Below are 20,412 nucleotides of genomic sequence, written 5' to 3'. Positions count from 1 at the left end.
CAGCCGCTGAGGCGTGGCAATGTGGCGGATTGTCGCCATGAAAACCACCAAATATGCGCGGACTGACACGTTTTAGCCATTGGCCGTTGGTGTAAGTGCAGTTGGCCCGCTTCCTGCTTTAAGGCGGCGTTGGCTTAGGCCATGCAAGCACCCGGCGGTTGCCGCTTCAGATGACCGCGCGGCGTGACGACTGTTCCCCGATCCATCGAACAACCCCAGCCGCCAGCCATCGCGCCGGTGTCCAGGCCTGCTGCCTGAGTACCGGGTCGCCCTCTGCGTTGGCCTGCGCGAGCAAAAACAAAAATCGGGCGTGCACAACGGGGCGAGCAGTCATTGCCAATTACTTCACTTCAATTGGATTGAACTATGAAAAAAATCCTGCTGACGCTCTTGTGCCTGAGCGTCATCGGTTGCTCCAAGCCCAATGAGCCCGAGAAAACCGTAGACGTGCTGCTGATCGGCGGCGGCATCATGAGTGCAAGCCTTGGGACCTACCTCAACGAGCTGGAGCCTGAATGGTCCATCGACATCTATGAGCGCATGGACAAGGTTGCCGAAGAAAGCTCCAACGCCTGGAACAACGCCGGTACCGGTCACTCGGCGTTCTGCGAACTGAACTACACCAGCGAAGGTGCCGACGGAACGATCGATATCAGCAAGGCTGTCGGGGTCAATGAGCAGTTCGAGATCTCCAAGCAGTTCTGGGCCTATCAGGTCGAGCGCAATGTGCTGAACAATCCTAAGTCGTTCATCAACAATGTGCCGCACATGAGCTTCGTCTGGGGCGACAAGAACGTCGAGTTCCTGAAGAAGCGTCATGCTGCCCTGCAACACAGCTCGTTGTTCCGTGGCATGGAATACACCGAAGACCACAAGCAGATCGAGCAGTGGGTGCCGCTGGTCATGGAAGGCCGTGCCGCCGACCAGAAGATCGCAGCCACACGCATGCCGATCGGCACCGACGTCAACTTTGGTGAGATTACCCGCCAGTTGTTCGCGTCGATGACCCAACACGATAACGTCAAGCTGCACGTTCAGCATGAAGTCCGCGACATTGTTCGCAATGCAGACAACACCTGGACCGTGGTCGTTGCCGACCTGGCCAACAAAGGCGTCGAAACCAGCGTCAAGGCCAGGTTCGTCTTCATTGGTGCCGGTGGTGGTGCGCTCAAGTTGCTGCAGAAGTCGGGTATTCCTGAAGCCGAAGGCTACGCAGGCTTCCCGGTCGGCGGTCAATTCCTGATGACGGACAACCAGGACATCGTTGCCCGCCACAAGGCCAAGTTGTACGGCAAGGCTTCGGTCGGTGCGCCACCGATGTCGGTTCCGCACCTGGACACCCGACTGATCGATGGCAAGGAAGTGCTGCTGTTCGGTCCGTTCGCCACGTTCTCGACGAAGTTCCTCAAGAATGGCTCGTTACTTGACATGTTCGCTGCGCTGACCCGCCACAACATCATGCCAATGACCCACGCCGGTATCGACAACATCGACCTGAGCACCTACCTGATGGGCCAGTTGATGCTGAGCTTCGACGACCGCATGGCAGCCCTGCGTGAGTATTTCCCGAACGCCCGGAACGACGACTGGAAACTGCTTCAGGCCGGTCAGCGGGTTCAGGTTATCAAGAAAGACCCTGTGCACGGCGGTATCCTGCAGTTCGGTACCGAAGTGGTTGCGTCCGAGGACGGCACCATCGCGGCACTGCTGGGTGCGTCACCTGGTGCTTCGACTGCTGCGCCGATCATGCTGAGTGTGTTGGAGAAGACCTTCAAGGACCGTATCAAGACCCCTGAGTGGCAGGCCAAGCTGAAGGAAATCATTCCAACCTATGGCCAGAAGCTCAACAACAACCTTGAGCTGACCAACAAGACCCGTGCCTGGAGCAGCGAGCGCTTGCAGCTGAACTTCGTACCGGTATTGCCTGAGGAAGCGCCTGCCCAGGCGGCGATGTAAGGCACATCATTGGCAAGCCTGCTCCAACAACGGTCGCACAAGGCTGTTGGCGCGGGGCTTGCCAGCGATGCAGGCGCCGCGAACCCGCGGGCACCCTGCTGATGCCATCGCAGGCGTTGAATCAGTGGCGACGCTTCTTGTTGCCGTCGGCCAGGTTGTTGCCCAGAGCACCACCGGCTGCACCGCCCAGGCCTGCACCGATGGCCGAGCCGGTGCTACCACCGAGCTTGCCGCCAATCAGCGAGCCACCTGCCGACCCCAGGCCGCCACCCAGGGCTGCCTCGGCTTTGTTGCCCTTTTTCGCGGCCATTGCGCTGCCCGCTGCACCGCCAACGCCGGCACCGACGGCTGCACCGGTGCTGCCGCCCAGTTTTTGCCCGACAACGTTACCCAGAACGCCGCCCAGGCCGCCGCCGATTGCCGTCGTGCCATCGCCCGCCACTGCGCCTTGTGCGCACAGCAGGCCCAGAGTAATGGCGGCAAGAGTCTTACGCATGTGAAACAACCTCAAACAGGAGAAAAGGGCGCGTATTCTGAGGGTGTTCTTCGATGCCGGCAATCGACACTGACCATCGGCGCAGCACGCGAGCCGCCCCGTTTCAGAGGTCTTGGACCGTGCGGACCTGGTCTTTGTTGACGCGGTTGCGCTTGCCGTCCAGTTGCTCGAATTCGTAGAAACCGGAGTCATCATCATACGTTGGCGTGTCGATGGTCTGGATCTCGCGTCCGTCGTTGAGGGTGATCACGGCTGGCGATGAGCAGCCTGCCAGGGTGCCCAGGCCCAGTGCGAGGAGGAACGCTGGGAGTATTCGTTGGATCATCGTGTATCTCCAGTCATGGATGGGACGCTGTACGGTTCTTGAGATGCATGCCTTTACAGCAAGTTCCTTGTTGATTGAAGCATAGCTGTCAGGGGCTGATCGTGGTCAGGGTAGTGCTGGGCGCGAGTTGATGTGGCCTGTGATATAACACCGGGCATGTGTTCCTACCAATGGATTCAAGGTCCCATGAAAGCCAAGGCTGATGTACCTTTTGTGCCGCTTAACATCGCGGTGTTGACCGTCAGTGATACCCGTACGCTTGAAACCGATACCTCGGGTGAGGTGTTCGTCGAACGCCTGACGACGGCCGGGCACGCCCTTGCGGCGCGTGTATTGCTCAAGGACGATCTCTACAAAATCAGGGCTCAGGTCGCGACCTGGATTGCCGATGAGCAGATTCAAGTGGTGCTGATTACCGGTGGTACAGGGTTTACCGGGCGCGACAGCACGCCCGAAGCGGTGACGTGCTTGCTGGACAAGCAGGTCGATGGTTTTGGTGAGCTGTTCCGGCACATTTCGTTGGCCGATATCGGCACCTCCACCATACAGTCGCGTGCGCTTGCGGGCCTGGCCAATGGCACGCTGGTGTGTTGCCTGCCGGGTTCGACCAATGCATGCCGTACCGGCTGGGACGGCATCCTGGCCGAGCAGTTGGATGCCCGTCATCGCCCGTGCAATTTTGTAACCCACCTCAAGCAGGCCGAACCCTGCCAGAGCCGTGGCTGAGGCCGCGGCGGTGAAGCCGCTGATGTCCGTCGAGCAGGCCCTTGAGCGCCTGCTGGCGTTGGCCGATAGCACGCCAGTTCGTGAGTATGAACAGGTCTGCCTGGCTGAGGCTGAAGGCCGCGTACTGGCCCGTGAACTGGTTGCCAGCCTGGACCTGCCGCCGTGGCCGAACAGCGCCATGGACGGTTATGCCTTGCGCCTGGCCGATTGGCAGGGTGAGCCGCTGGTGGTGAGCCAGCGGATATTTGCCGGTCATGCGCCCGCACCACTGGAGCCCGGCACATGTGCGCGTATCTTTACCGGTGCGCCAATGCCGGCGGGCGCCGATTGTGTGGAAATGCAGGAAAATACCGAGGTTCTGGCCGATCAGCGGGTACGCTTCACCCAGCCGTTGCGCGTTGGTCAGAACATTCGTCCTCAAGGCCAGGAAACACGCGCCGGTGAGCAGGTGCTGGCTGCCGGCACACGCCTGGGGCCTATCGAGTTGGGCTTGGCAGCCTCATTGGGCTGCGCTGAGCTGACGGTGGTTCGGCGCGTGCGAGTGGCGTTGCTGTCCACCGGGGATGAGTTGGTTGAGCCTGGCTTGCCGTTGGGCCCCGGGCAGATCTACAACAGCAATCGACGGCTGCTGGCGGCCTGGTTGCAGCGTTTGGGTTGTGAAGTGGTCGACGTCGGCATTCTTGAGGATGACCTGCAGAAGACCCGCGAATGCCTGGGACGTCTCTCTGACGTCGACTTGATCCTCTCTACCGGCGGTGTTTCGGTCGGTGAAGCCGACTACCTGGGTATCGCCTTGCGCGAGGAAGGCGAGTTGGGGCTCTGGAAGCTGGGGATCAAACCAGGCAAGCCGCTGACCTTTGGGCATTACCGTGGTGTGCCGGTGGTCGGGCTGCCCGGTAACCCTGCATCGACGCTGGTGACCTTCGGCCTGTTGACCCGTCCCTACCTGTTGCGCCGCCAGGGTGTTCAGGACGTCGCGCCTCTGCAGTTTGCCGTGCCAGCCGGCTTTGAATGGCCCAAGGCCGGCAGTCGCCGGGAATACTTGCGTGGGCGAATGGAGCACGGGCAGGCGCGGATCTACAAAAACCAGAGTTCTGGCGTGCTGCGCAGTGCCGCCTGGGCAGAGGGGCTGGTCGAGGTTCGTGAGGGTCAGACGCTTGTGCCAGGCGACATGCTGCAGTTCATCCCGTTGAGCGAGCTACTCGGCTGAGCGACTCAGCAGTTCGCTGTCCAGGTGGGGGCCGTGTGCCCTGGGTAGCGCGCTGAGGCGCGCGTGTACTGCCTCAAGTTGTGCCGCTGCAACGCTCCAGTCGTGCGTTGTACTGACGAACTGGCGAGCAGCGTCCGACAGCTGTTGCATGCGCCAAGGTTGGTTGAGCAGTTGGGTGATCATCAAGGCCAGGCCATCGCTGTCGTCGCTGCCCAGGTAGTGTTCGCCATTGTTTACGGTCAGGCCGGCGACGCCATCGCGTGTAGTGACTACGGGCAGGCCGGCCGCCATGGCTTCCAGCACCTTGACCTTGCAGCCACCTTTATGGCGCAGCGGGGCGAGGAAAATCGCCGAGTGACGTTGTATGTCGCGCAGGTCGGGCAGGTAGCCGACCCACTCGATACGCGGGTCATTCCAGTGCAGTTTCAATTGTTCCGGCAGGGCATGGCCCGCGATTGCCACGCGAACCGCCGGGTTGCTCAGCCAGACTTTCGGCATGATGTCGTCGAGGGCCCATTCGATGGCATTGAGGTTGGCGCCGTACTCGAAATTGCCGACAAACAACAGGCGTTGGCTGTGCAGTGCCGGGCTCACAGACTGGTAGTACTCGCAGTCGACGCCATTGATGACCACATGGGCGGGGCGGCCAGTCATTCGGCTGATCAGGCCGGCGTCGTCTTCACTGACCGCAATCACTTCGCTGGCCTGGCGCAGTACCCGTGTTTCCCAGTACCGGTAGCGCCAACGGTCGAAGGTATTGAAAGGGCGCAGCCACAAGGGCAGTCGGTCCTGGCGGGCGGCACCGGCAATGGATTCGACGGTGTGCTCACTGACAATGAATGGCAGTCCGCTCGATTGCAGGGCTTTTTCGAAGGGTTGAAAACTGTAGCTGTGCTCAATCTGTATCACGTCCCAGTGTTCTTGCAGCAAGTGCTCGAAGCAATGCCGCAGGTGGGGCGCCAGGCCGTTGATACTGGCCCGCATCGGGTAGCTGACATAGAACGCTGCGAGCAGGTTGAGCGGGCTGCGCAGCGGGCGCCTGGGCAGTACGATCAAGCGCTCGACCCAGGGTTCGAGCGCTTGCCGTGCCGCGTCCCCGAGAGGAACCTTCGATTGCACCAACAAGGTGATGCGGTGGCCCCGTTGGGCCAGACCGCGTAGCAGGTTGTATTGCCGGGTCTTGCCACCGCTGGTGGTTGGCCAGGGCAGGTTGGGCAGTGTCCAGAGTACGCGCATGAACCCTTTCCTCTATCGCCGGGCGGGTAACGCTGGCCGATATGAAAGGCGCGCCGGCCTGAGTCAGCCGATGATCGGCTCTGGGGCGCGTCCGTAGATATCAGTAAAGCGTACGATGTCGTCCTCGCCCAAATATTCGCCACTTTGTACTTCGATCATCACCAGATCGATGACCCCCGGATTGCGCAGGCGATGGGTGCAGCCGGGTTTGATGAAGGTTGACTCATTGGTGTCGAGCAAAAATTCTTCTTCGCCGTTGGTCACCATCGCCATTCCGCTGACCACGATCCAGTGTTCACTGCGGTGATGGTGCATCTGCAGCGACAGCGACGCTTCCGGGCGAACCATGATGCGCTTGATCTTGAAGCGCGGGCCTTCCTCCAGCACGGTGTAGGTGCCCCAAGGACGTGTCACGGTGCGGTGGAGGCGATAGGCGTCATGGCCCTGGCGCTTGAGCTCCTGGGCGATCAACTTGACCTCCTGACTGCGCTGCGCGTCCGCGATCAGCAACGCATCGGGCGTATCAATGATGATCAGGTTGTCCAGGCCAAGGCCTCCGACCAGGCGGCGAGGCGAATCGATGTAGCAGTTGCTCACGTCGTGAAGTACGGTCTCGCCGTTGCATTGGTTGCCGTTGTGATCGCTTTCCTTCAGTTCGCGTACGGCTTGCCAGCATCCGATATCGCTCCAGCCCAGTTCGCTGGGAAGTACCGCGACCCGTTTTGAGGGCTCCATCACTGCGTAGTCGATGGAGATGTCCGGGACTTGCGCAAAACTGTCAGCATCCAGTTCCAGTTGCAACTCACCGTGACCGGTTTTGCTCTGGCTGCGTTCCAGGCATGCGCTTACGGCTGCGAGCAACTGCGGTGCATGCACCTCCAGTTCGTGCAGGATGGCATCCACACGCATGCAGAACATGCCGGCGTTCCACAGGTGCTGGCCTTCGTCCAGGTAGCGTTGTGCGGTGGCTGCGTCAGGCTTTTCAACGAAGCGCGCAACCTGATGGCCGTGAGCGCCCAGCGGCTGGCCCTTCTCGATATAGCCAAAGCCGGTTTCCGGGCGGCTGGGGACCAGGCCGAACGTGGTTAGCCAGTGCTGTTCGGCCAGTTCCCTGGCATGTCCAACGGCGGTTTCGAAGGCCTGCAGATCACTGATCAGATGGTCGGCTGGCAGTACCAGCAGATGCGCGTCCTCACCGTAGTGGCGTGCGCAATGCAGGGCGGCGGCGGCAATGGCGGGCGCGGTGTTGCGGCCACAAGGCTCGAGAATGAAGTCCAGTGCGACGCGGGCCTGGTTCAGTGCCCGGTACTCATCCAGGGTGCGGAAGAAAACATCGCGGTTGGTCACGGTCAACACCCGCTCGACATCTTTCAGGTTGCTGGCCCGGATGAAGGTCTTCTGTAGCAGGCTCTGACCATCTGGCATGCGCATGAATGGCTTGGGCATGGCTTCGCGGGAAACCGGCCAGAGCCTTGTGCCAGCGCCGCCAGCGATGATGCAGGGAATCAGTACACTCATCTCACATAGCCTCGAAGCAAGGGCGCTGCGATCGTGCAGCGCGACAGGAAGGAACAGGTACCTGGCAGGCGCTTGCACAATGAGTCAATAAACCGACTTTTTTCACCGGCGTCGTCCTTGATTGCCAATATTTTGTCGAATAATGCACGTTAGGCGGCACGCTTTCAATGGCATTTCCATGAATGCGGGTGTTTTCCGACCGTTGATCGTACCCCGCTCTTGCTGTGCCGAGGCCGATATCGGTGCTGCGTGACGTTGCAGCTGGAATGTCGATAGACCTTGGCACAAGGGGGCATGTTAGCGCCTGGCTGTGTCAGGCGTACGCAGGGGGCGTTCAATCGGGATGGCAGGGCGCTTTGGGTGGCAAGCCTGCGGCTCACGGTGTTGCTGAGGGGCATTGCGAGTGCGTCTGCCCGAGGCGTATTCAGTGCTCAGTCGTCCAGGCTGATGATTTGCTCACGTACGGCAAACAGAACCAGGCCGGCCACGTCGTAAATCTGCAGGCGCTTCATGATCTGCGAGCGATGGGTTTCTACGGTTTTAATACTCAGGCCCAGGCCGTTGGCAATCTCCCGGGTGGACTTCCCGCGCACAATCAACCGCAAAATTTCCAGTTGGCGTGCCGTGAGGTTGTGATTATCGGCCGCTTCCGGCTTGTTCGCCTTGGCTTTGAGCAATGCCTGATTGATGACCGTATGGGCAATGGCCGGGCTCAGGTAGCGTTCGTCGCAACGCAGTGCGGCAAGTGCTTGTTCAAGCTCGGTGGCAGTGGTGTCTTTGAGCAGGTAGCCGTGGGCGCCGGTTTCCAGGGCGCGCATGATCAGCTCAGGGTCAGTGTGCATCGACAGAATCAAGACTTTGCAGCGGCTATCGGTTGCGCGCAGCTGTGCCAGTGCGTCAAGGCCGCTGGTTGAGCGCATGGAGATATCCAGCAGGACGATATCCGGGTCAAGCCGCCGAACCAGTTCTGGCAACTGGTTGCCATCATTGGCTTCGCCTATCACGGTGTAGCCCGGAATGTCGGATACCAGTGCGCGTACGCCGGCTCGAATCAGTGAATGGTCATCTACTAGCAGTAATTTACAGGTCATGGGGTCTTACTTGCATTGGCGCGTTCGAGGGTTCGTGGTGCCCATGGGAACAATGCCTGGATCTTTGTGCCGTGGCCGGGCTGGCTGTCTACCGAAAGGCTGCCGCCCAGCAGGTTCACGCGTTCGAGCATGCCGGCCAAGCCGCGCTGGCCGCCCTCGGCAGGGTTGTCTGTGGCCAGGAAACCTTGGCCGTCATCGGTGATCGAGAGCGACAGGCCTTCAGGCAGGCGCTGAATACAGACGACCAGATTGCTGGCGCGTGCGTGTCGCAAAATGTTTGTGACGGCCTCTTGGGTAATCCGAAAGGCGGCGATTGCGGTTTCCTGCGGGATGCCGTCCATGCGTTGCCTGCAATCGAGGCTCCACAGCACATCGGTGTTTTCCAGCGTGCGCAGCAGGTGCGCGCGCAGGCTTGCTTCCAGGCCAAGACTGGTCAGTTGCCGAGGATTGAGGATCGCTGAGACATCGCGGACATTGGCCAATGTATCGTCCAGTGTCTTGCGCAGGGTTGTGCAGTGTTCCTGCAGCTCAGCTGGCAGGCGACGATAGAGCCAGTCGGCTTGAAGTTTGGCGGCGGTCAGCAACTGGCCGATATCGTCGTGCAACTCGCGGCTCAGGTGTTGGCGCTCACTTTCCTGCACTTTCAGCATGCGCTCGGCAAGTTCCTGCGGGCGCAAGGCGATTGAGCGCGCGCTTCGCAGCAATTGCCATGCAATGCACAGCATGGCCAAGGCCTGCAGTGCCAGCAAACTGCCCGGCATGGGTATCGAATGCAGGTACAGGTACAGGTTTGCGGCAATCGAGCTCAGGCAAAGCCCTGCGGTCAACCAGCGTAATAGGGCGGCTCCGGGTGACCAGCGCTTGAACGTCATGAGGCGTAGGAGCATAGGGAATGAAGCCACTGAATATATCGCTGTTGAAAGCCTGTCAAAGGTCGAACAAGAGGTATTGGTCGTATTGCCTTAAACAACTTGTTGATTGTTGGTTTTACATTGGCATGGTGGCCACGCTTTCAACCAACAGGCAATGCCATGAATTAAGCACTGCGATGCTGTGTGTCGACCGCAGTGACGCATATTAGCACTTCACATACATTTGGTCGCGGGTACCGAAGGTGTCTGAATGGTCAGATTTTACTGGGTGGTACGGTCGTTCCGCTTTTGAGGGATTGTAGCACTTCGCTATCACTGGTGCAGGAAAGATACCTTCCCTTACATCAAGGTCGGGTGGGATTTAAGCGCTTTACCTGGAACTAGTCGAACGCGCTCAAAGTTATGGCTTAGTGTGTTTCTTGCACCGTTCAGGTAACGGCTCTATCGCGGGCTTAGTTTGACTTTAGTTGAGGCTAGTTGGCCTTGAAAAACAACGACTGGCATGGGGCGACCCGGCTCATTCTGCGCGGCTCGCCTCTTGCGGGTCCAGGGTGTTGGTCAGGTTACCGATCAGCTCGAGTTGCTCCTGGTTATCCAGGCTGAGAATGCCGGTTTGCGGATCAATCAACTCCAGTTGCCAGCAAAGCAGTGTCAGGCAGTCCGAAAGCACGGTTAGCGCCTCACCGTGCAAACGATTGCGGTATCGCTCTGGCTCAAGCAAGAGTCGTAGTTGAAGGCAGAATTCGGCAATCTCGGATTGGTCGTGGGCCTGTGCGCGATTAGCCAGGGAACCCAGTGTGTCGACCATGCAGTCGATGGCATCCGGATCGTTGCCGATCAGTTCCAGGTGCATCAGGCATTCCTGGGTCTTGGTCAGCAGAACCTCGGCATCAATCAGAAAGTCTTGTAGCGCGCTCGTGCTGGGTGAGTCGTCTTGCATTATACGGCTCCCGCAGTGCGCAGGTTGGCGACGTGCCGATAATCTACCTGGCGGCGGACGTTTTGCAGTGCCGGAGCAGAAGCTGGCCACAACCAAGCGATAGCAAACAAAAGCCTGACTCCATTCATGCAATGAGAATGGCGTCACATTAATGGCTAATGGATATTGCGAACATCAGGTCTCACCCGATTGCTACTAGGGGTTTCCCTGATGCTGTCTGAGGTGCCCGTGGAGGGGCATGAAGAGGATGAGCGCAGTAAAGCATGATGCTAAAGTGACATCAATGGGGTGCCCGGCATTTTATTTGAGGGGTCAAGCTGGGCGAAAAACGGCCGATATACGGTTAATGCATTTAATTTGCGAAACAGGGGTTCTTCTAATGGCTGGCATTCTCGACACGGTAGACCAACGGACGCAGCTGGTAGGCGAGAACCGCCTGGAAATCCTCATGTTCCGGCTGGCAGGTCGGCAGTTGTTCGCCATCAACGTGTTCAAGGTTCAAGAGGTGCTTCAACTGCCGAAGTTGACGCTGATGCCTCAGCGCCATCCGTTTGTCTGTGGTGTCGTCAACTTGCGTGGGCAGACCCTGCCGGTGATCGATCTTTCTCAGGCGATCGGCATGCGCCCGCTGCAGCCAGGGCCGAACAGCACCATTATCGTCACCGAGTACAACCGTTCCGTACAGGCCTTCCTTGTAGGCGGTGTCGACCGGATCGTGAACATGAACTGGGAGGCCATCATGCCGCCGCCGAGCAGTGCGGGCCGGCAGCATTACCTGACAGCCATCAGCAAGGTTGACGATCAACTGGTCGAAGTCATCGACGTTGAGAAAGTGTTGGCGGAAATCGTTCCGTACAGTGCCAAGGTATCCCGCGACAAGCTCGAGGATCCCTTGCTGGCGCGTGCTTTGGGTCGTGAGGTATTGCTGGTGGATGACTCCACGGTGGCGCTCGCCCAACTGCGTGACACCCTGTCTCAACTTGGCGTGAAAATGCATGTGGCCAGTGACGGGCTGAAGGCGCTGCGCATGCTCAAGGCCTGGGCTGACGCCGGTGAAGATATCTGCGAGAAGCTGTTGATGGTGTTCACCGATGCTGAAATGCCAGAGATGGACGGTTACCGCTTGACCACGGAGATCCGCAACGATCCGCGTTTGCGTGGCCTGTATGTGGTCTTGCATACCTCGTTGTCCGGCAGTTTCAACGAATCGATGGTGAAGAAGGTCGGCTGTGACAACTTCCTCTCCAAGTTTCAGCCCGACAAGCTGGTCGATGTGGTGCGCGAGCGTCTGATGCTTGACACGGCCACCGCCTGACGGGTGCAGGCCGGGCAGCGCCAGCCCGGCTGTCGGTGTAAGCTTGCTGCCTTTGACATCTCAGGGAGCAGGCCACATGCAGTTGAGCGCGTTATACCGTTACCCACTCAAGTCGGCCCAGGGAGAATCGTTGCAGCAGTCGTCTTGTGGGCTGTTGGGGCTGACTGGAGACCGGCGCTGGATGCTGGTGGAGCGTGAGAGCGGACGCTTCCTGACCCAGCGTGCGTACCCCCGGATGACTCAGTTGTCGGCCCTTTATGATGCCGAGGGGGGCTTGGTGTTGAGCGCGGCTGGCCAGGATGCACTTCACGTTTCGGTACCGAGTCCCGATGACGCCTTGCGCGGTGTAACGGTCTGGCGCGATACCTTGCGCGTTCCGGACGCCGGTGATGCAGCGGCGGACTGGTTGAGCGTATTCATGGGTACCGCTGTACGCTTGGTTCATGTGCCTGAACAGCGAACCCGCTACCTGCCTGCCGGGTATGGCGAGAACAGCGACCGTGTCGCCTTTGCTGACGGTTTTCCCTTGCTGTTGATTGGCCAGGCCTCGCTTGATGACCTGGTACAGCGCGTTGGCCGACCGCTGGCAATGCAGCGTTTTCGGCCCAATCTGGTGATTGAGGGGAGTGCCCCGTTTGCCGAGGACGGCTGGAAGCGCATTCGTATCGGCACACAGGCATTTCGCGTGCTCAAACCGTGCACCCGCTGCATCCTGACCACGATTGATCCACTGACGGGTGAGCGCAGCGCCGACCGTGAGCCGTTGACTACGTTGAAGACGTATCGGCAGAAGGATGGCGATGTGATGTTCGGGCAAAACCTGGTGGCCGACGGCGAGGGTGTGCTCGAGGTGGGGATGCCGGTGACGGTGCTGGAGTAACCCTGCTGTTCCCTCGGGCTGGGTAGCCTGCTGGCATGGAACCCATCAGGGCTCCATGTCGCGGCAGGCGGGTGGCTTACTGATCGTCAAAATAGCGTTCGTGCCAGTCCACGATGGGCTGCGGTGAGTTGAGCTTTTGCCCGTAGATCACCGAGTAGGACAGCACGTTTTGCACATACTGGCGCGTTTCGTCGAAGGGGATCGATTCAACCCAGACGTCGAAGCTCAGGTGGTTGGCGCCTCGCAGCCATTGTCTGACACGGCCCGGGCCTGCGTTGTAGGCGGCTGAAGCGAGTACCCGGTTGCCATTGAACTGGCCGTGAACCTGGCTCAGGTAGGCGGCGCCCAGCTGGATATTTTTCTCCGGGTTCAATACCTGCGCTGGGGATGCCAGGGGAATGCTGAACTTGCGCGCTGTCTCTTTGGCGGTGGCGGGCATCAGTTGCATCAGGCCACTGGCGCCAACACTGGAGCGCGCATCATCCATGAAGGCACTTTCCTGGCGGGTAATGGCAAATACCCAGCTCGAATGCAGTCCGCGGGCTTGCGCTTCACGTACCAGGGTATCGCGGTGGGCCATGGGGAAGCGGATATCCAGGTCATCCCAGTACTGCGCCTGGCTGATGGTGCGAATGGCCGGGAAGTACCAGCGCATGTCATAAGCCAGTTTGGCTTGGGCAACCATCTCGTCGCGGTTGAAGTGGCGGCTGACGTGATACCACTCGCGGCGCCCGTCAACGATTTGTCCGCGGGCATGGAACTCCAGTGCGCGGCGTATGCCTGGGGTATTGCGAACCTTGTTGATGACCTGTTGGCTCAGCATTAACGGCTTGTTGTTGAGCTGATAAGGCGTTTGTGCGCGGTCGGCAGCAAGGAACCCGTAGTAATCGCGCTCACGGGCGACGTTCTTGTACAGCAGCGGTACTTGTGGGTTCTTCGGCTGCGCCAATTCCAGGCTGCGAACCTGCCAGTAGCGCCAGCGGCTGCTGCTGGCCAGGTCTTGTGGCAGGCGTTTGGTCAGCTCGTGGGCATCCTCCCAGCGGCCCAGGCGCAGCAGCAGGCGCAGGCGCCACTCGGTGACCGTGTTGTCGCGCAACTCCGGGTCATAACGGGTCATCAGCTCGAGCGCGCGCGGGTCATAGCGGCGCGCCAGGGTCAGGCCGATTTCGTTGGCAATCGCAACCTTCTCGTCACGCGAGAAGTGCATGCGGTTGGCGTAGTCGTCGAGCAGGGCCATGGCCCGCTCCGGGTCCTGGCGAGCCAGGCGCCGCAGGCCGAGGCTGACCACGTCGGCCATTGCCTCGTTGGCCGGGGCAAAGCGGCCTGGCTGATTCAGCAGTTCAGGCTTCTGCGCGACGTCGATCAGCAGCCGGCCTTGCGGGCCGAGGCTGTTCAAGGTCTTGACCAGGTTGTTCGCCAGGGCGTAATTGCGCGCCTGGGCGGCCAGCTTGAGGCGCTGCCAGCGTTTTTCCTCGGTCAACTGGCCTTCGGCGGCCCAGCGGTCGAACAGGGCATCGCAGGCGGTGGGCTGTGACTTGCCGACCAGCCAGAGTTTCTCGGCGCTGGCATAGCCTTCGGCACGCTTGCCCTGAATCAGCAGGTGTTGGCCGTTGAGGCAGTCGAGCTCGGTGAAGTTGAGCTTGGGGTCGTAGTAACGGGCGAAGGTGTCCCACTCGCCGCGATCGGCCAGCCAACGCAGCCAGCGAAGTTTCATCCAGTTGGCTTGCGGCAGGTCGCCGTGTTCGGCAAGGAACTTCTCGATTTCGGCATTGCTTGCCGTCTTCAGACGAGCGGTCAGTTCGTCATACGCCAGGTAGGGCTCCAGCGGATAATCGCTCAGCGCCTGGGCGTAACGCCGATACGGGCCGCTGTCGCCCTTGGCCAGGGCGCGCTTGGCTTCATCGTAATACTGGCGCTGCAGCGTGATATCGGCCGCCTGTGCGGCGCTGACCGCAGAGGCAGAGAGAACAATGCATGAAACGAGGGTGTACAGGCGACGGCGCATGATACTTCCGAACAGTTTGACCAGAACAAGTGTCGGCGTCGCCAGCACTGATGGGTATTACGTGGTTAAGCTTAGCCGGTTGCCGGGGGCTGATCAAAGCACTGTGCTTGTATCGAGTTGTAATGAAGGGCTTGGCGCATAGAAGGTGCTTCCTTGATGTGAGTGTGTCGCAAACCGGGTAGAATGCGCGCCCGGTTTTTGGAGAAGATCATGACCCTGCTCAAATTCAGCGATGTGTCCCTGGCTTTCGGCGCGATGCCGTTGCTGGACAAAGTGTCCTGGCAAATCGCCCGTGGCGAGCGGGTCTGCATCATCGGCCGCAACGGTACTGGCAAGTCGAGCATGATGCGCCTGGTCAAGGGTGATCAGAAACCCGACGAAGGTGAAATCTGGCGCTCGCCAGGGTTGAAGATCGGCGAACTGCCGCAAGAGCTTCCGGTCGCCGACCAAAGGACCGTGTTCGACGTCGTTGCTGAAGGCCTGGACGGTGTCGGTGCGCTGCTTGCCGAGTACCATCACCTGAGCCAGAACATCACCAATGATGCCGACCTGGAAAAGCTCATGCATGTTCAGCATGACCTTGAGGCGCGTGATGGCTGGCGCCTGCAGCAGTTGGTCGACAGCACCCTGAGCCGCCTGCAGTTGCCTGCCGACAAGACCCTCGCCGAGCTTTCTGGCGGCTGGCGTCGTCGTGTTCTCCTGGCCCAGGCGCTGGTGTCCGAACCCGACCTGTTGCTGCTCGATGAGCCCACCAACCACCTGGACATCGGCGCCATTGCCTGGCTTGAAGATGCCTTGAGCGGTTTTGGCGGCGCGGTCCTGTTCATTACCCACGACCGTTCCTTCCTGCAGAACCTGGCGACCCGCATCCTTGAGCTGGACCGTGGCGGCCTGATCGACTGGAACGGCGACTACGCCAGCTTCCTGGTGCACAAGGAGGCCATGCTGGCCGCCGAGGAGACCGCCAATGCGCTGTTTGACAAGCGCCTGGCCCAGGAGGAGGTCTGGATTCGCCAGGGCATCAAGGCCCGGCGTACCCGTAACGAAGGCCGTGTGCGCGCACTGAAGGCCTTGCGCGTCGAGCGCAGTGAGCGTCGCGAGCGTCAGGGCAAGGCCAACATCCAGCTCGACACCGCCGAGAAATCCGGCAAGCAGGTGATGGTGCTGGAAAATGTCAGCTTTGCTCACCCCGGTGGCCCGAAGCTGGTGAATGACTTTTCAATGGTGCTGCAGCGCGAGGACCGTATTGGTCTGCTCGGCGCCAACGGTACCGGCAAGACCACGTTGCTCAAGCTGATGCTAGGCGATTTGCAGCCCATCAGCGGCACGGTGTCGTCCGGTACCCGCTTGGAAGTGGCCTATTTCGACCAGTTGCGCCATCAACTGGATCTGGAAAAAACCGTTATCGACAACCTGGCCGAAGGCCGCGACTTCATCGATATCGATGGTCAGAGCCGTCACGTGCTCAGCTACCTGGGCGATTTCCTGTTCAGCCCACAGCGCGCCCGCACCCCGGTCAAGGCCCTGTCGGGGGGTGAGCGTGCGCGTCTGTTGCTCGCCAAGCTGTTCAGCAAGCCGGCCAACCTGCTGGTACTCGACGAACCGACCAACGACCTGGACGTGGAAACCCTCGAACTGCTCGAAGAGGTGCTGTCTGGCTTCAAGGGTACGGTATTGATGGTCAGCCACGACCGGGCGTTCCTCGACAACGTGGTCACCAGCACCTTGGTGTTCGAGGGTGAGGGCCGTGTGCGTGAGTATGTCGGTGGCTATCAGGACTGGATCCGCCAAGGTGGTTCGCCGAAACTGCTCGGTGTGACCGAGAACAAGTCTGGCAAGCCTGAACTCAACAGTGCGGTGGTCAGCGCACCTGAGCCTGAGCCCGCGCCGGCTGCTCAACCGGTAGAGGCGAAGAAGAAGCTCAGCTACAAACTGCAGCGTGAACTGGATGCCTTGCCGGGGCAGATCGATGAACTTGAGCAGAAGATGGCTGCTGTTCAGGCACAAATCGCCGACGCTGGTTTCTATCAGCGCCCGATCGACGAGACCTCGAAGGTGCTGGCGCAGTTGGAGTCCCTGCAGGGTGAGCTGGATGTGCTGGTAGAGCGCTGGGCTGAGCTCGACAGCTGAGGCGGCGGGCCCGGCATGCGATTGCACGCCGGGCCTGGTGTTTTACTCGGCTTTTTTCATCAGGCGTACGGCAAGCACATCGCAGGGAGCGCCATGCAGGACGTCATTGGAGGTCGAGCCCAGTAGCAGGGCCAGGCCATGGCGGCCATGGCTGCCAACCACGATCAGGTCACAATCCTGTTCCTTGGCCAACGTATGGATCTCCTGGCGTGGTTGGCCATAGGGCAGGTGGACGTTGTTCTCGCTCAGTTCAGGGTATTTGTTGATGACGCGATGCATGCGCTCCCTGGCCTGATCGATTTGTTGCTGCTGCAGTTGCGACAGGTCCATCGGCACGTCGCCGCCAAAGGCCATGGCCATGGGCTCAATGACATGCACCAGCGATATTTTGGTTTCGTCGGTGCTGGCGAGTTCGCGGGCACGCTTTATGACCGGATCGCACTCTTCGGTCAGGTCTACAGCGACCAGTATGTGTTCGTACGACATGAGAGGCTCTCCTGGCAATCACAATGGCTAAAGTATGGTCGGTTTCAGGCTGATTGTTCTGGACTGAGATCAATCAGTTCGTCTTTAAGGCTCAATTAGGAACAACAGATATGACGGTCTGGCTGGTGGTGTCAATCCTTGCGCTGATTCTCAGCCCCATGGCGTGGCTGTTGCCGTCCCATCGGCAGAGTGGGCGCATGGCCTTGCGCATGGAGGCCCGGCGTATGGGGCTGGCCATGCAATTGTCGCCGCAAACCTGGCCGCACTGGCTGCCGCAGGAGCCTCCCAGCACGTGTGCGCAGTACCATCGGGCCCGGCGCAAAGGGCGGGTGGACAGCTGGTGCTATTGGCAGGTCGAGGCCGGGCAGTGGCAGAATCAGTGGCGCGAACCCTGTACCGATCCTCACTTGCTGGAGCAGTTCACCAAGCTGCCCGAGAGCGTCTACAAGGTCGAGGCGGGGCCGCAGATGATCGCGCTGTACTGGGGCGAGAAGGGGGAGTCGGCTGTATTGCAAGATATTGCCGAAGTGCTCCGCACCCTGGCGTGAGCCTTCAAGGCCTTCAAGAAAAAAGCCCGATCCATTCGTGATCGGGCTACAGGCCAGGCAGGCCGGCTATCGTTCGTGTTGGTTCGAGTGTAGCTGTGCTGTCGTCTCAGGCATGCACATTCTGATTTTTCTTTTCTCTCATACGCTGAATGTCCACTGATCGCGGCAGGGCTGCGACGACTATCGTTGATATGAATGATGGTCGATCAACCTGGCCGTGGTTTTCCTGTCGCCCAGGAAAAATGACTGGAAAGTCGCGTTTTCACGACACTTTTGTGCATTTGACAACCGAAAGGATTTCGGAGAATGTGTGCACACCCAATCAAACGGGCGTATGAATTGAGCGTTTGTATTACAAGAACGCGCTTACAGAATCCCGACTATCGCGCTGACGGGTGTGCCTGGAGCAAGGGTCCGATAAACGCAGGCTTATGGCCTGTCGAACCTTTCTTCAGCGATCGGCGTGTACTGTTCAGCTTCCATATCGTGGAGATCAGTTGATGATTTACGAAGGTAAAGCCATCACGGTTAAGGCTCTTGAAAGCGGCATCGTCGAACTGAAGTTCGACCTCAAGGGTGAGTCCGTCAACAAGTTCAACCGTCTTACCCTGAACGAACTGCGTCAGGCCGTGGACACTATCAAGGCCGATGCATCGATCAAGGGCGTAATTGTCAGCAGTGGCAAGGACGTGTTCATCGTCGGCGCGGATATCACCGAGTTTGTCGATAACTTCAAGCTGCCCGAGGCCGAACTGGTCGCCGGCAACCTGGAAGCCAACCGTATTTTCAGCGATTTCGAAGATCTGCCGGTGCCGACTGTGGCCGCGATCAACGGCATCGCCCTGGGTGGCGGCCTGGAAATGTGCCTGGCCGCGGACTACCGCGTCATGGCCAGCAGCGCCAAGATCGGCTTGCCTGAAGTCAAGCTGGGGATCTACCCGGGCTTTGGCGGTACGGTCCGTCTGCCGCGCCTGATCGGTGCCGACAACGCTATCGAGTGGATTGCCGCCGGCAAGGAAAACCGGGCTGAAGATGCACTGAAAGTAGGGGCCGTCGATGCTGTCGTTGCCCCTGAACTGCTGCAGGCTGCGGCTCTGGACCTGATCAAACGTGCCATCAGTGGCGAGTTCGATCACAAGGCCAAGCGTCAGCCAAAACTGGACAAGCTCAAGCTCAATGCGATTGAGCAGATGATGTCCTTCGAGACCGCCAAGGGCTTCGTTGCGGGCCAGGCTGGCCCGAACTACCCGGCGCCGGTCGAAGCGATCAAGACCATTCAGAAAGCGGCCAATTTCGGGCGTGACAAGGCCCTGGAAATTGAGGCTGCCGGCTTCGTCAAATTGGCCAAGACCTCGGTTGCCCAGAGCCTGATCGGCCTGTTCCTGAACGATCAGGAGCTCAAGCGCAAGGCCAAGGCCCATGACGAAATCGCTCGCGATGTGAAGCAGGCCGCGGTACTCGGCGCCGGTATCATGGGCGGCGGCATTGCCTACCAGTCGGCGGTCAAGGGTACGCCGATCCTGATGAAGGATATTCGCGAGGAAGCCATTCAACTGGGCTTGAACGAAGCCTCCAAGCTGCTCGGCAATCGCGTCGAAAAAGGCCGTTTGACCCCGGCGAAAATGGCTGAAGCGCTTAACGCGATTCGCCCGACCCTGTCCTACGGCGACTTTGCCAACGTCGACATCATCGTCGAAGCCGTGGTCGAGAACCCGAAGGTCAAGCAAGCGGTGCTGGCTGAAGTGGAAGGTCAGGTGAAGGAGGATGCGATCCTGGCTTCCAACACATCGACCATTTCCATCAACCTGCTGGCCAAGGCGCTCAAGCGTCCGGAAAACTTCGTCGGCATGCACTTCTTCAACCCGGTGCACATGATGCCGTTGGTCGAAGTCATCCGTGGCGAGAAGTCCAGTGATGTTGCCGTTGCCACCACCGTGGCCTACGCCAAGAAGATGGGCAAGAACCCGATCGTGGTCAACGACTGCCCGGGCTTCCTGGTCAACCGCGTACTGTTCCCTTACTTCGGTGGTTTCGCCAAACTGGTCAGCGCCGGTGTCGACTTCGTTCGCATCGACAAGATCATGGAGAAGTTCGGCTGGCCAATGGGCCCTGCCTACCTCATGGACGTAGTGGGTATCGACACCGGCCACCACGGTCGTGACGTGATGGCCGAAGGCTTCCCTGATCGCATGAAGGACGACCGTCGTTCGGCCGTCGATGTGCTGTATGAGGCCAAGCGCCTGGGTCAGAAAAATGGCAAGGGCTTCTATGCCTACGAGACCGACAAGCGCGGCAAGCCGAAGAAAGTCGCCGATGCATCGGTGCTGGAAGTGCTCAAGCCGATCATCTATGAACAGCGCGACGTGAGCGACGAAGACATCATCAACTGGATGATGATCCCGCTGTGCCTGGAAACTGTGCGCTGCCTGGAAGATGGCATTGTCGAAACCGCTGCCGAAGCGGATATGGGCCTGGTCTACGGCATTGGTTTCCCTCCCTTCCGTGGCGGTGCGCTGCGCTACATCGACTCGATCGGGGTGGCTGAGTTCGTTGCCCTGGCCGATAAGTACGCCGATCTGGGGCCGCTGTATCACCCCACCGCGAAGCTGCGTGAAATGGCCCGCAACGGCCAGAGCTTCTTCGGTTAAGCGCCCAACGATATAGAGCGAGAATGAATT

At 59.7% G+C, this 20,412-nt stretch carries 17 protein-coding genes; 8 read left to right on the top strand and 9 right to left on the bottom strand.

Annotated features, from left to right (window positions below):
• The first annotated feature begins 366 nt into the window (after positions 1 to 366).
• On the top strand, positions 367 to 1,956 hold the full coding sequence (mqo, locus tag AB7M23_RS22225) for a malate dehydrogenase (quinone) (RefSeq protein ID WP_454242045.1): 1,590 nt from the start codon (positions 367 to 369) through the stop codon (positions 1,954 to 1,956).
• Positions 1,957 to 2,077: 121 nt separating this feature from the next.
• Here the strand turns inward: mqo and AB7M23_RS22220 are convergent, their stop codons facing one another.
• Both AB7M23_RS22220 and AB7M23_RS22215 read right to left on the bottom strand, forming a co-directional pair.
• Positions 2,078 to 2,452, bottom strand: coding sequence for a bacteriocin (locus tag AB7M23_RS22220; protein WP_065758439.1), 375 nt, complete (start codon positions 2,450 to 2,452; stop codon positions 2,078 to 2,080).
• Between the two features lie 103 nt (positions 2,453 to 2,555).
• A complete protein-coding gene (locus tag AB7M23_RS22215; protein WP_454242044.1) occupies positions 2,556 to 2,777 on the bottom strand; it encodes a YgdI/YgdR family lipoprotein in 222 nt (73 codons plus the stop codon).
• A 186-nt stretch (positions 2,778 to 2,963) separates the two neighbouring features.
• Between AB7M23_RS22215 and moaB the strand changes: the two genes are divergently transcribed.
• Both moaB and AB7M23_RS22205 read left to right on the top strand, forming a co-directional pair.
• Entirely contained in the window at positions 2,964 to 3,503 is a 540-nt protein-coding gene (moaB, locus tag AB7M23_RS22210; protein WP_099775403.1) for a molybdenum cofactor biosynthesis protein B, read from the top strand.
• A gap of 22 nt (positions 3,504 to 3,525) precedes the next feature.
• Positions 3,526 to 4,713, top strand: a complete 1,188-nt coding sequence (locus AB7M23_RS22205) for a molybdopterin molybdotransferase MoeA (RefSeq protein WP_177442414.1) — start codon at positions 3,526 to 3,528, stop codon at positions 4,711 to 4,713.
• Here AB7M23_RS22205 and AB7M23_RS22200 read toward each other — a convergent pair.
• From AB7M23_RS22200 to AB7M23_RS22180, 5 genes are all read right to left on the bottom strand, one after another.
• Positions 4,702 to 5,949, bottom strand: a complete 1,248-nt coding sequence (locus AB7M23_RS22200; RefSeq protein ID WP_454242043.1) for a glycosyltransferase family 4 protein — start codon at positions 5,947 to 5,949, stop codon at positions 4,702 to 4,704. The two genes, AB7M23_RS22205 and AB7M23_RS22200, sit on opposite strands and share 12 nt — an antisense overlap.
• A gap of 63 nt (positions 5,950 to 6,012) precedes the next feature.
• Entirely contained in the window at positions 6,013 to 7,467 is a 1,455-nt protein-coding gene (locus AB7M23_RS22195; protein ID WP_454242042.1) for a mannose-1-phosphate guanylyltransferase/mannose-6-phosphate isomerase, read from the bottom strand.
• A gap of 431 nt (positions 7,468 to 7,898) precedes the next feature.
• Positions 7,899 to 8,558: a response regulator gene (locus tag AB7M23_RS22190; RefSeq protein WP_099775399.1), complete on the bottom strand. Its 660-nt coding sequence runs from the start codon at positions 8,556 to 8,558 to the stop codon at positions 7,899 to 7,901.
• On the bottom strand, positions 8,555 to 9,445 hold the full coding sequence (locus AB7M23_RS22185; protein WP_454242041.1) for a sensor histidine kinase: 891 nt from the start codon (positions 9,443 to 9,445) through the stop codon (positions 8,555 to 8,557). The genes AB7M23_RS22190 and AB7M23_RS22185 overlap by 4 nt, the downstream gene beginning before the upstream one ends.
• Before the next feature lie 502 nt (positions 9,446 to 9,947).
• Entirely contained in the window at positions 9,948 to 10,370 is a 423-nt protein-coding gene (locus AB7M23_RS22180) for a histidine kinase (protein WP_454242040.1), read from the bottom strand.
• A gap of 379 nt (positions 10,371 to 10,749) precedes the next feature.
• Here AB7M23_RS22180 and AB7M23_RS22175 point away from each other — a divergent pair, with 379 nt between their 5' ends.
• Both AB7M23_RS22175 and AB7M23_RS22170 read left to right on the top strand, forming a co-directional pair.
• The gene (locus AB7M23_RS22175; RefSeq protein ID WP_454242039.1) at positions 10,750 to 11,685 is read left to right on the top strand and encodes a chemotaxis protein CheV; all 936 of its coding nucleotides are present in this window, start codon (positions 10,750 to 10,752) and stop codon (positions 11,683 to 11,685) included.
• A 76-nt stretch (positions 11,686 to 11,761) separates the two neighbouring features.
• Positions 11,762 to 12,565 (top strand): MOSC domain-containing protein, encoded by an 804-nt coding sequence (locus tag AB7M23_RS22170; protein ID WP_454242038.1) that lies wholly within the window; start codon positions 11,762 to 11,764, stop codon positions 12,563 to 12,565.
• 76 nt (positions 12,566 to 12,641) lie between these two features.
• Here the strand turns inward: AB7M23_RS22170 and AB7M23_RS22165 are convergent, their stop codons facing one another.
• Positions 12,642 to 14,570, bottom strand: coding sequence for a transglycosylase SLT domain-containing protein (locus AB7M23_RS22165; RefSeq protein ID WP_065758449.1), 1,929 nt, complete (start codon positions 14,568 to 14,570; stop codon positions 12,642 to 12,644).
• A 210-nt stretch (positions 14,571 to 14,780) separates the two neighbouring features.
• On the opposite strand from AB7M23_RS22165, the gene AB7M23_RS22160 reads away from it, so the two are divergent.
• Positions 14,781 to 16,700: an ATP-binding cassette domain-containing protein gene (locus tag AB7M23_RS22160; RefSeq protein WP_065758450.1), complete on the top strand. Its 1,920-nt coding sequence runs from the start codon at positions 14,781 to 14,783 to the stop codon at positions 16,698 to 16,700.
• A gap of 42 nt (positions 16,701 to 16,742) precedes the next feature.
• Here AB7M23_RS22160 and AB7M23_RS22155 read toward each other — a convergent pair whose 3' ends face one another.
• Positions 16,743 to 17,186 (bottom strand): universal stress protein, encoded by a 444-nt coding sequence (locus tag AB7M23_RS22155; RefSeq protein ID WP_454242037.1) that lies wholly within the window; start codon positions 17,184 to 17,186, stop codon positions 16,743 to 16,745.
• Positions 17,187 to 17,296: 110 nt separating this feature from the next.
• Here AB7M23_RS22155 and AB7M23_RS22150 point away from each other — a divergent pair, with 110 nt between their 5' ends.
• Together AB7M23_RS22150 and fadB are read left to right on the top strand one after the other, a co-directional pair.
• Positions 17,297 to 17,734, top strand: a complete 438-nt coding sequence (locus AB7M23_RS22150) for a hypothetical protein (protein ID WP_454242036.1) — start codon at positions 17,297 to 17,299, stop codon at positions 17,732 to 17,734.
• A gap of 500 nt (positions 17,735 to 18,234) precedes the next feature.
• Positions 18,235 to 20,382, top strand: coding sequence for a fatty acid oxidation complex subunit alpha FadB (gene fadB, locus AB7M23_RS22145; protein ID WP_454242035.1), 2,148 nt, complete (start codon positions 18,235 to 18,237; stop codon positions 20,380 to 20,382).
• The last annotated feature ends 30 nt before the right edge of the window (positions 20,383 to 20,412 follow it).

This window comes from Pseudomonas sp. HLS-6 TE3448, from assembly GCF_053629555.1.
Note: the sequence above shows the minus strand (reverse complement) of the source record. Positions and strands in the feature narration are given on the sequence as shown.

Coding starts and splice junctions, on each gene's coding strand:
- AB7M23_RS22180 (WP_454242040.1), bottom strand. CDS start 10,370: ATGCAAGACGACTCACCCAGCACGAGCGCGCTACAAGACTTTCTGATT.
- AB7M23_RS22195 (WP_454242042.1), bottom strand. CDS start 7,467: ATGAGTGTACTGATTCCCTGCATCATCGCTGGCGGCGCTGGCACAAGG.
- AB7M23_RS22175 (WP_454242039.1), top strand. CDS start 10,750: ATGGCTGGCATTCTCGACACGGTAGACCAACGGACGCAGCTGGTAGGC.
- AB7M23_RS22155 (WP_454242037.1), bottom strand. CDS start 17,186: ATGTCGTACGAACACATACTGGTCGCTGTAGACCTGACCGAAGAGTGC.
- AB7M23_RS22150 (WP_454242036.1), top strand. CDS start 17,297: ATGACGGTCTGGCTGGTGGTGTCAATCCTTGCGCTGATTCTCAGCCCC.
- mqo (WP_454242045.1), top strand. CDS start 367: ATGAAAAAAATCCTGCTGACGCTCTTGTGCCTGAGCGTCATCGGTTGC.
- AB7M23_RS22165 (WP_065758449.1), bottom strand. CDS start 14,570: ATGCGCCGTCGCCTGTACACCCTCGTTTCATGCATTGTTCTCTCTGCC.
- moaB (WP_099775403.1), top strand. CDS start 2,964: ATGAAAGCCAAGGCTGATGTACCTTTTGTGCCGCTTAACATCGCGGTG.
- AB7M23_RS22200 (WP_454242043.1), bottom strand. CDS start 5,949: ATGCGCGTACTCTGGACACTGCCCAACCTGCCCTGGCCAACCACCAGC.
- AB7M23_RS22160 (WP_065758450.1), top strand. CDS start 14,781: ATGACCCTGCTCAAATTCAGCGATGTGTCCCTGGCTTTCGGCGCGATG.
- AB7M23_RS22185 (WP_454242041.1), bottom strand. CDS start 9,445: ATGCTCCTACGCCTCATGACGTTCAAGCGCTGGTCACCCGGAGCCGCC.
- AB7M23_RS22170 (WP_454242038.1), top strand. CDS start 11,762: ATGCAGTTGAGCGCGTTATACCGTTACCCACTCAAGTCGGCCCAGGGA.
- fadB (WP_454242035.1), top strand. CDS start 18,235: ATGATTTACGAAGGTAAAGCCATCACGGTTAAGGCTCTTGAAAGCGGC.
- AB7M23_RS22190 (WP_099775399.1), bottom strand. CDS start 8,558: ATGACCTGTAAATTACTGCTAGTAGATGACCATTCACTGATTCGAGCC.
- AB7M23_RS22205 (WP_177442414.1), top strand. CDS start 3,526: ATGTCCGTCGAGCAGGCCCTTGAGCGCCTGCTGGCGTTGGCCGATAGC.
- AB7M23_RS22220 (WP_065758439.1), bottom strand. CDS start 2,452: ATGCGTAAGACTCTTGCCGCCATTACTCTGGGCCTGCTGTGCGCACAA.
- AB7M23_RS22215 (WP_454242044.1), bottom strand. CDS start 2,777: ATGATCCAACGAATACTCCCAGCGTTCCTCCTCGCACTGGGCCTGGGC.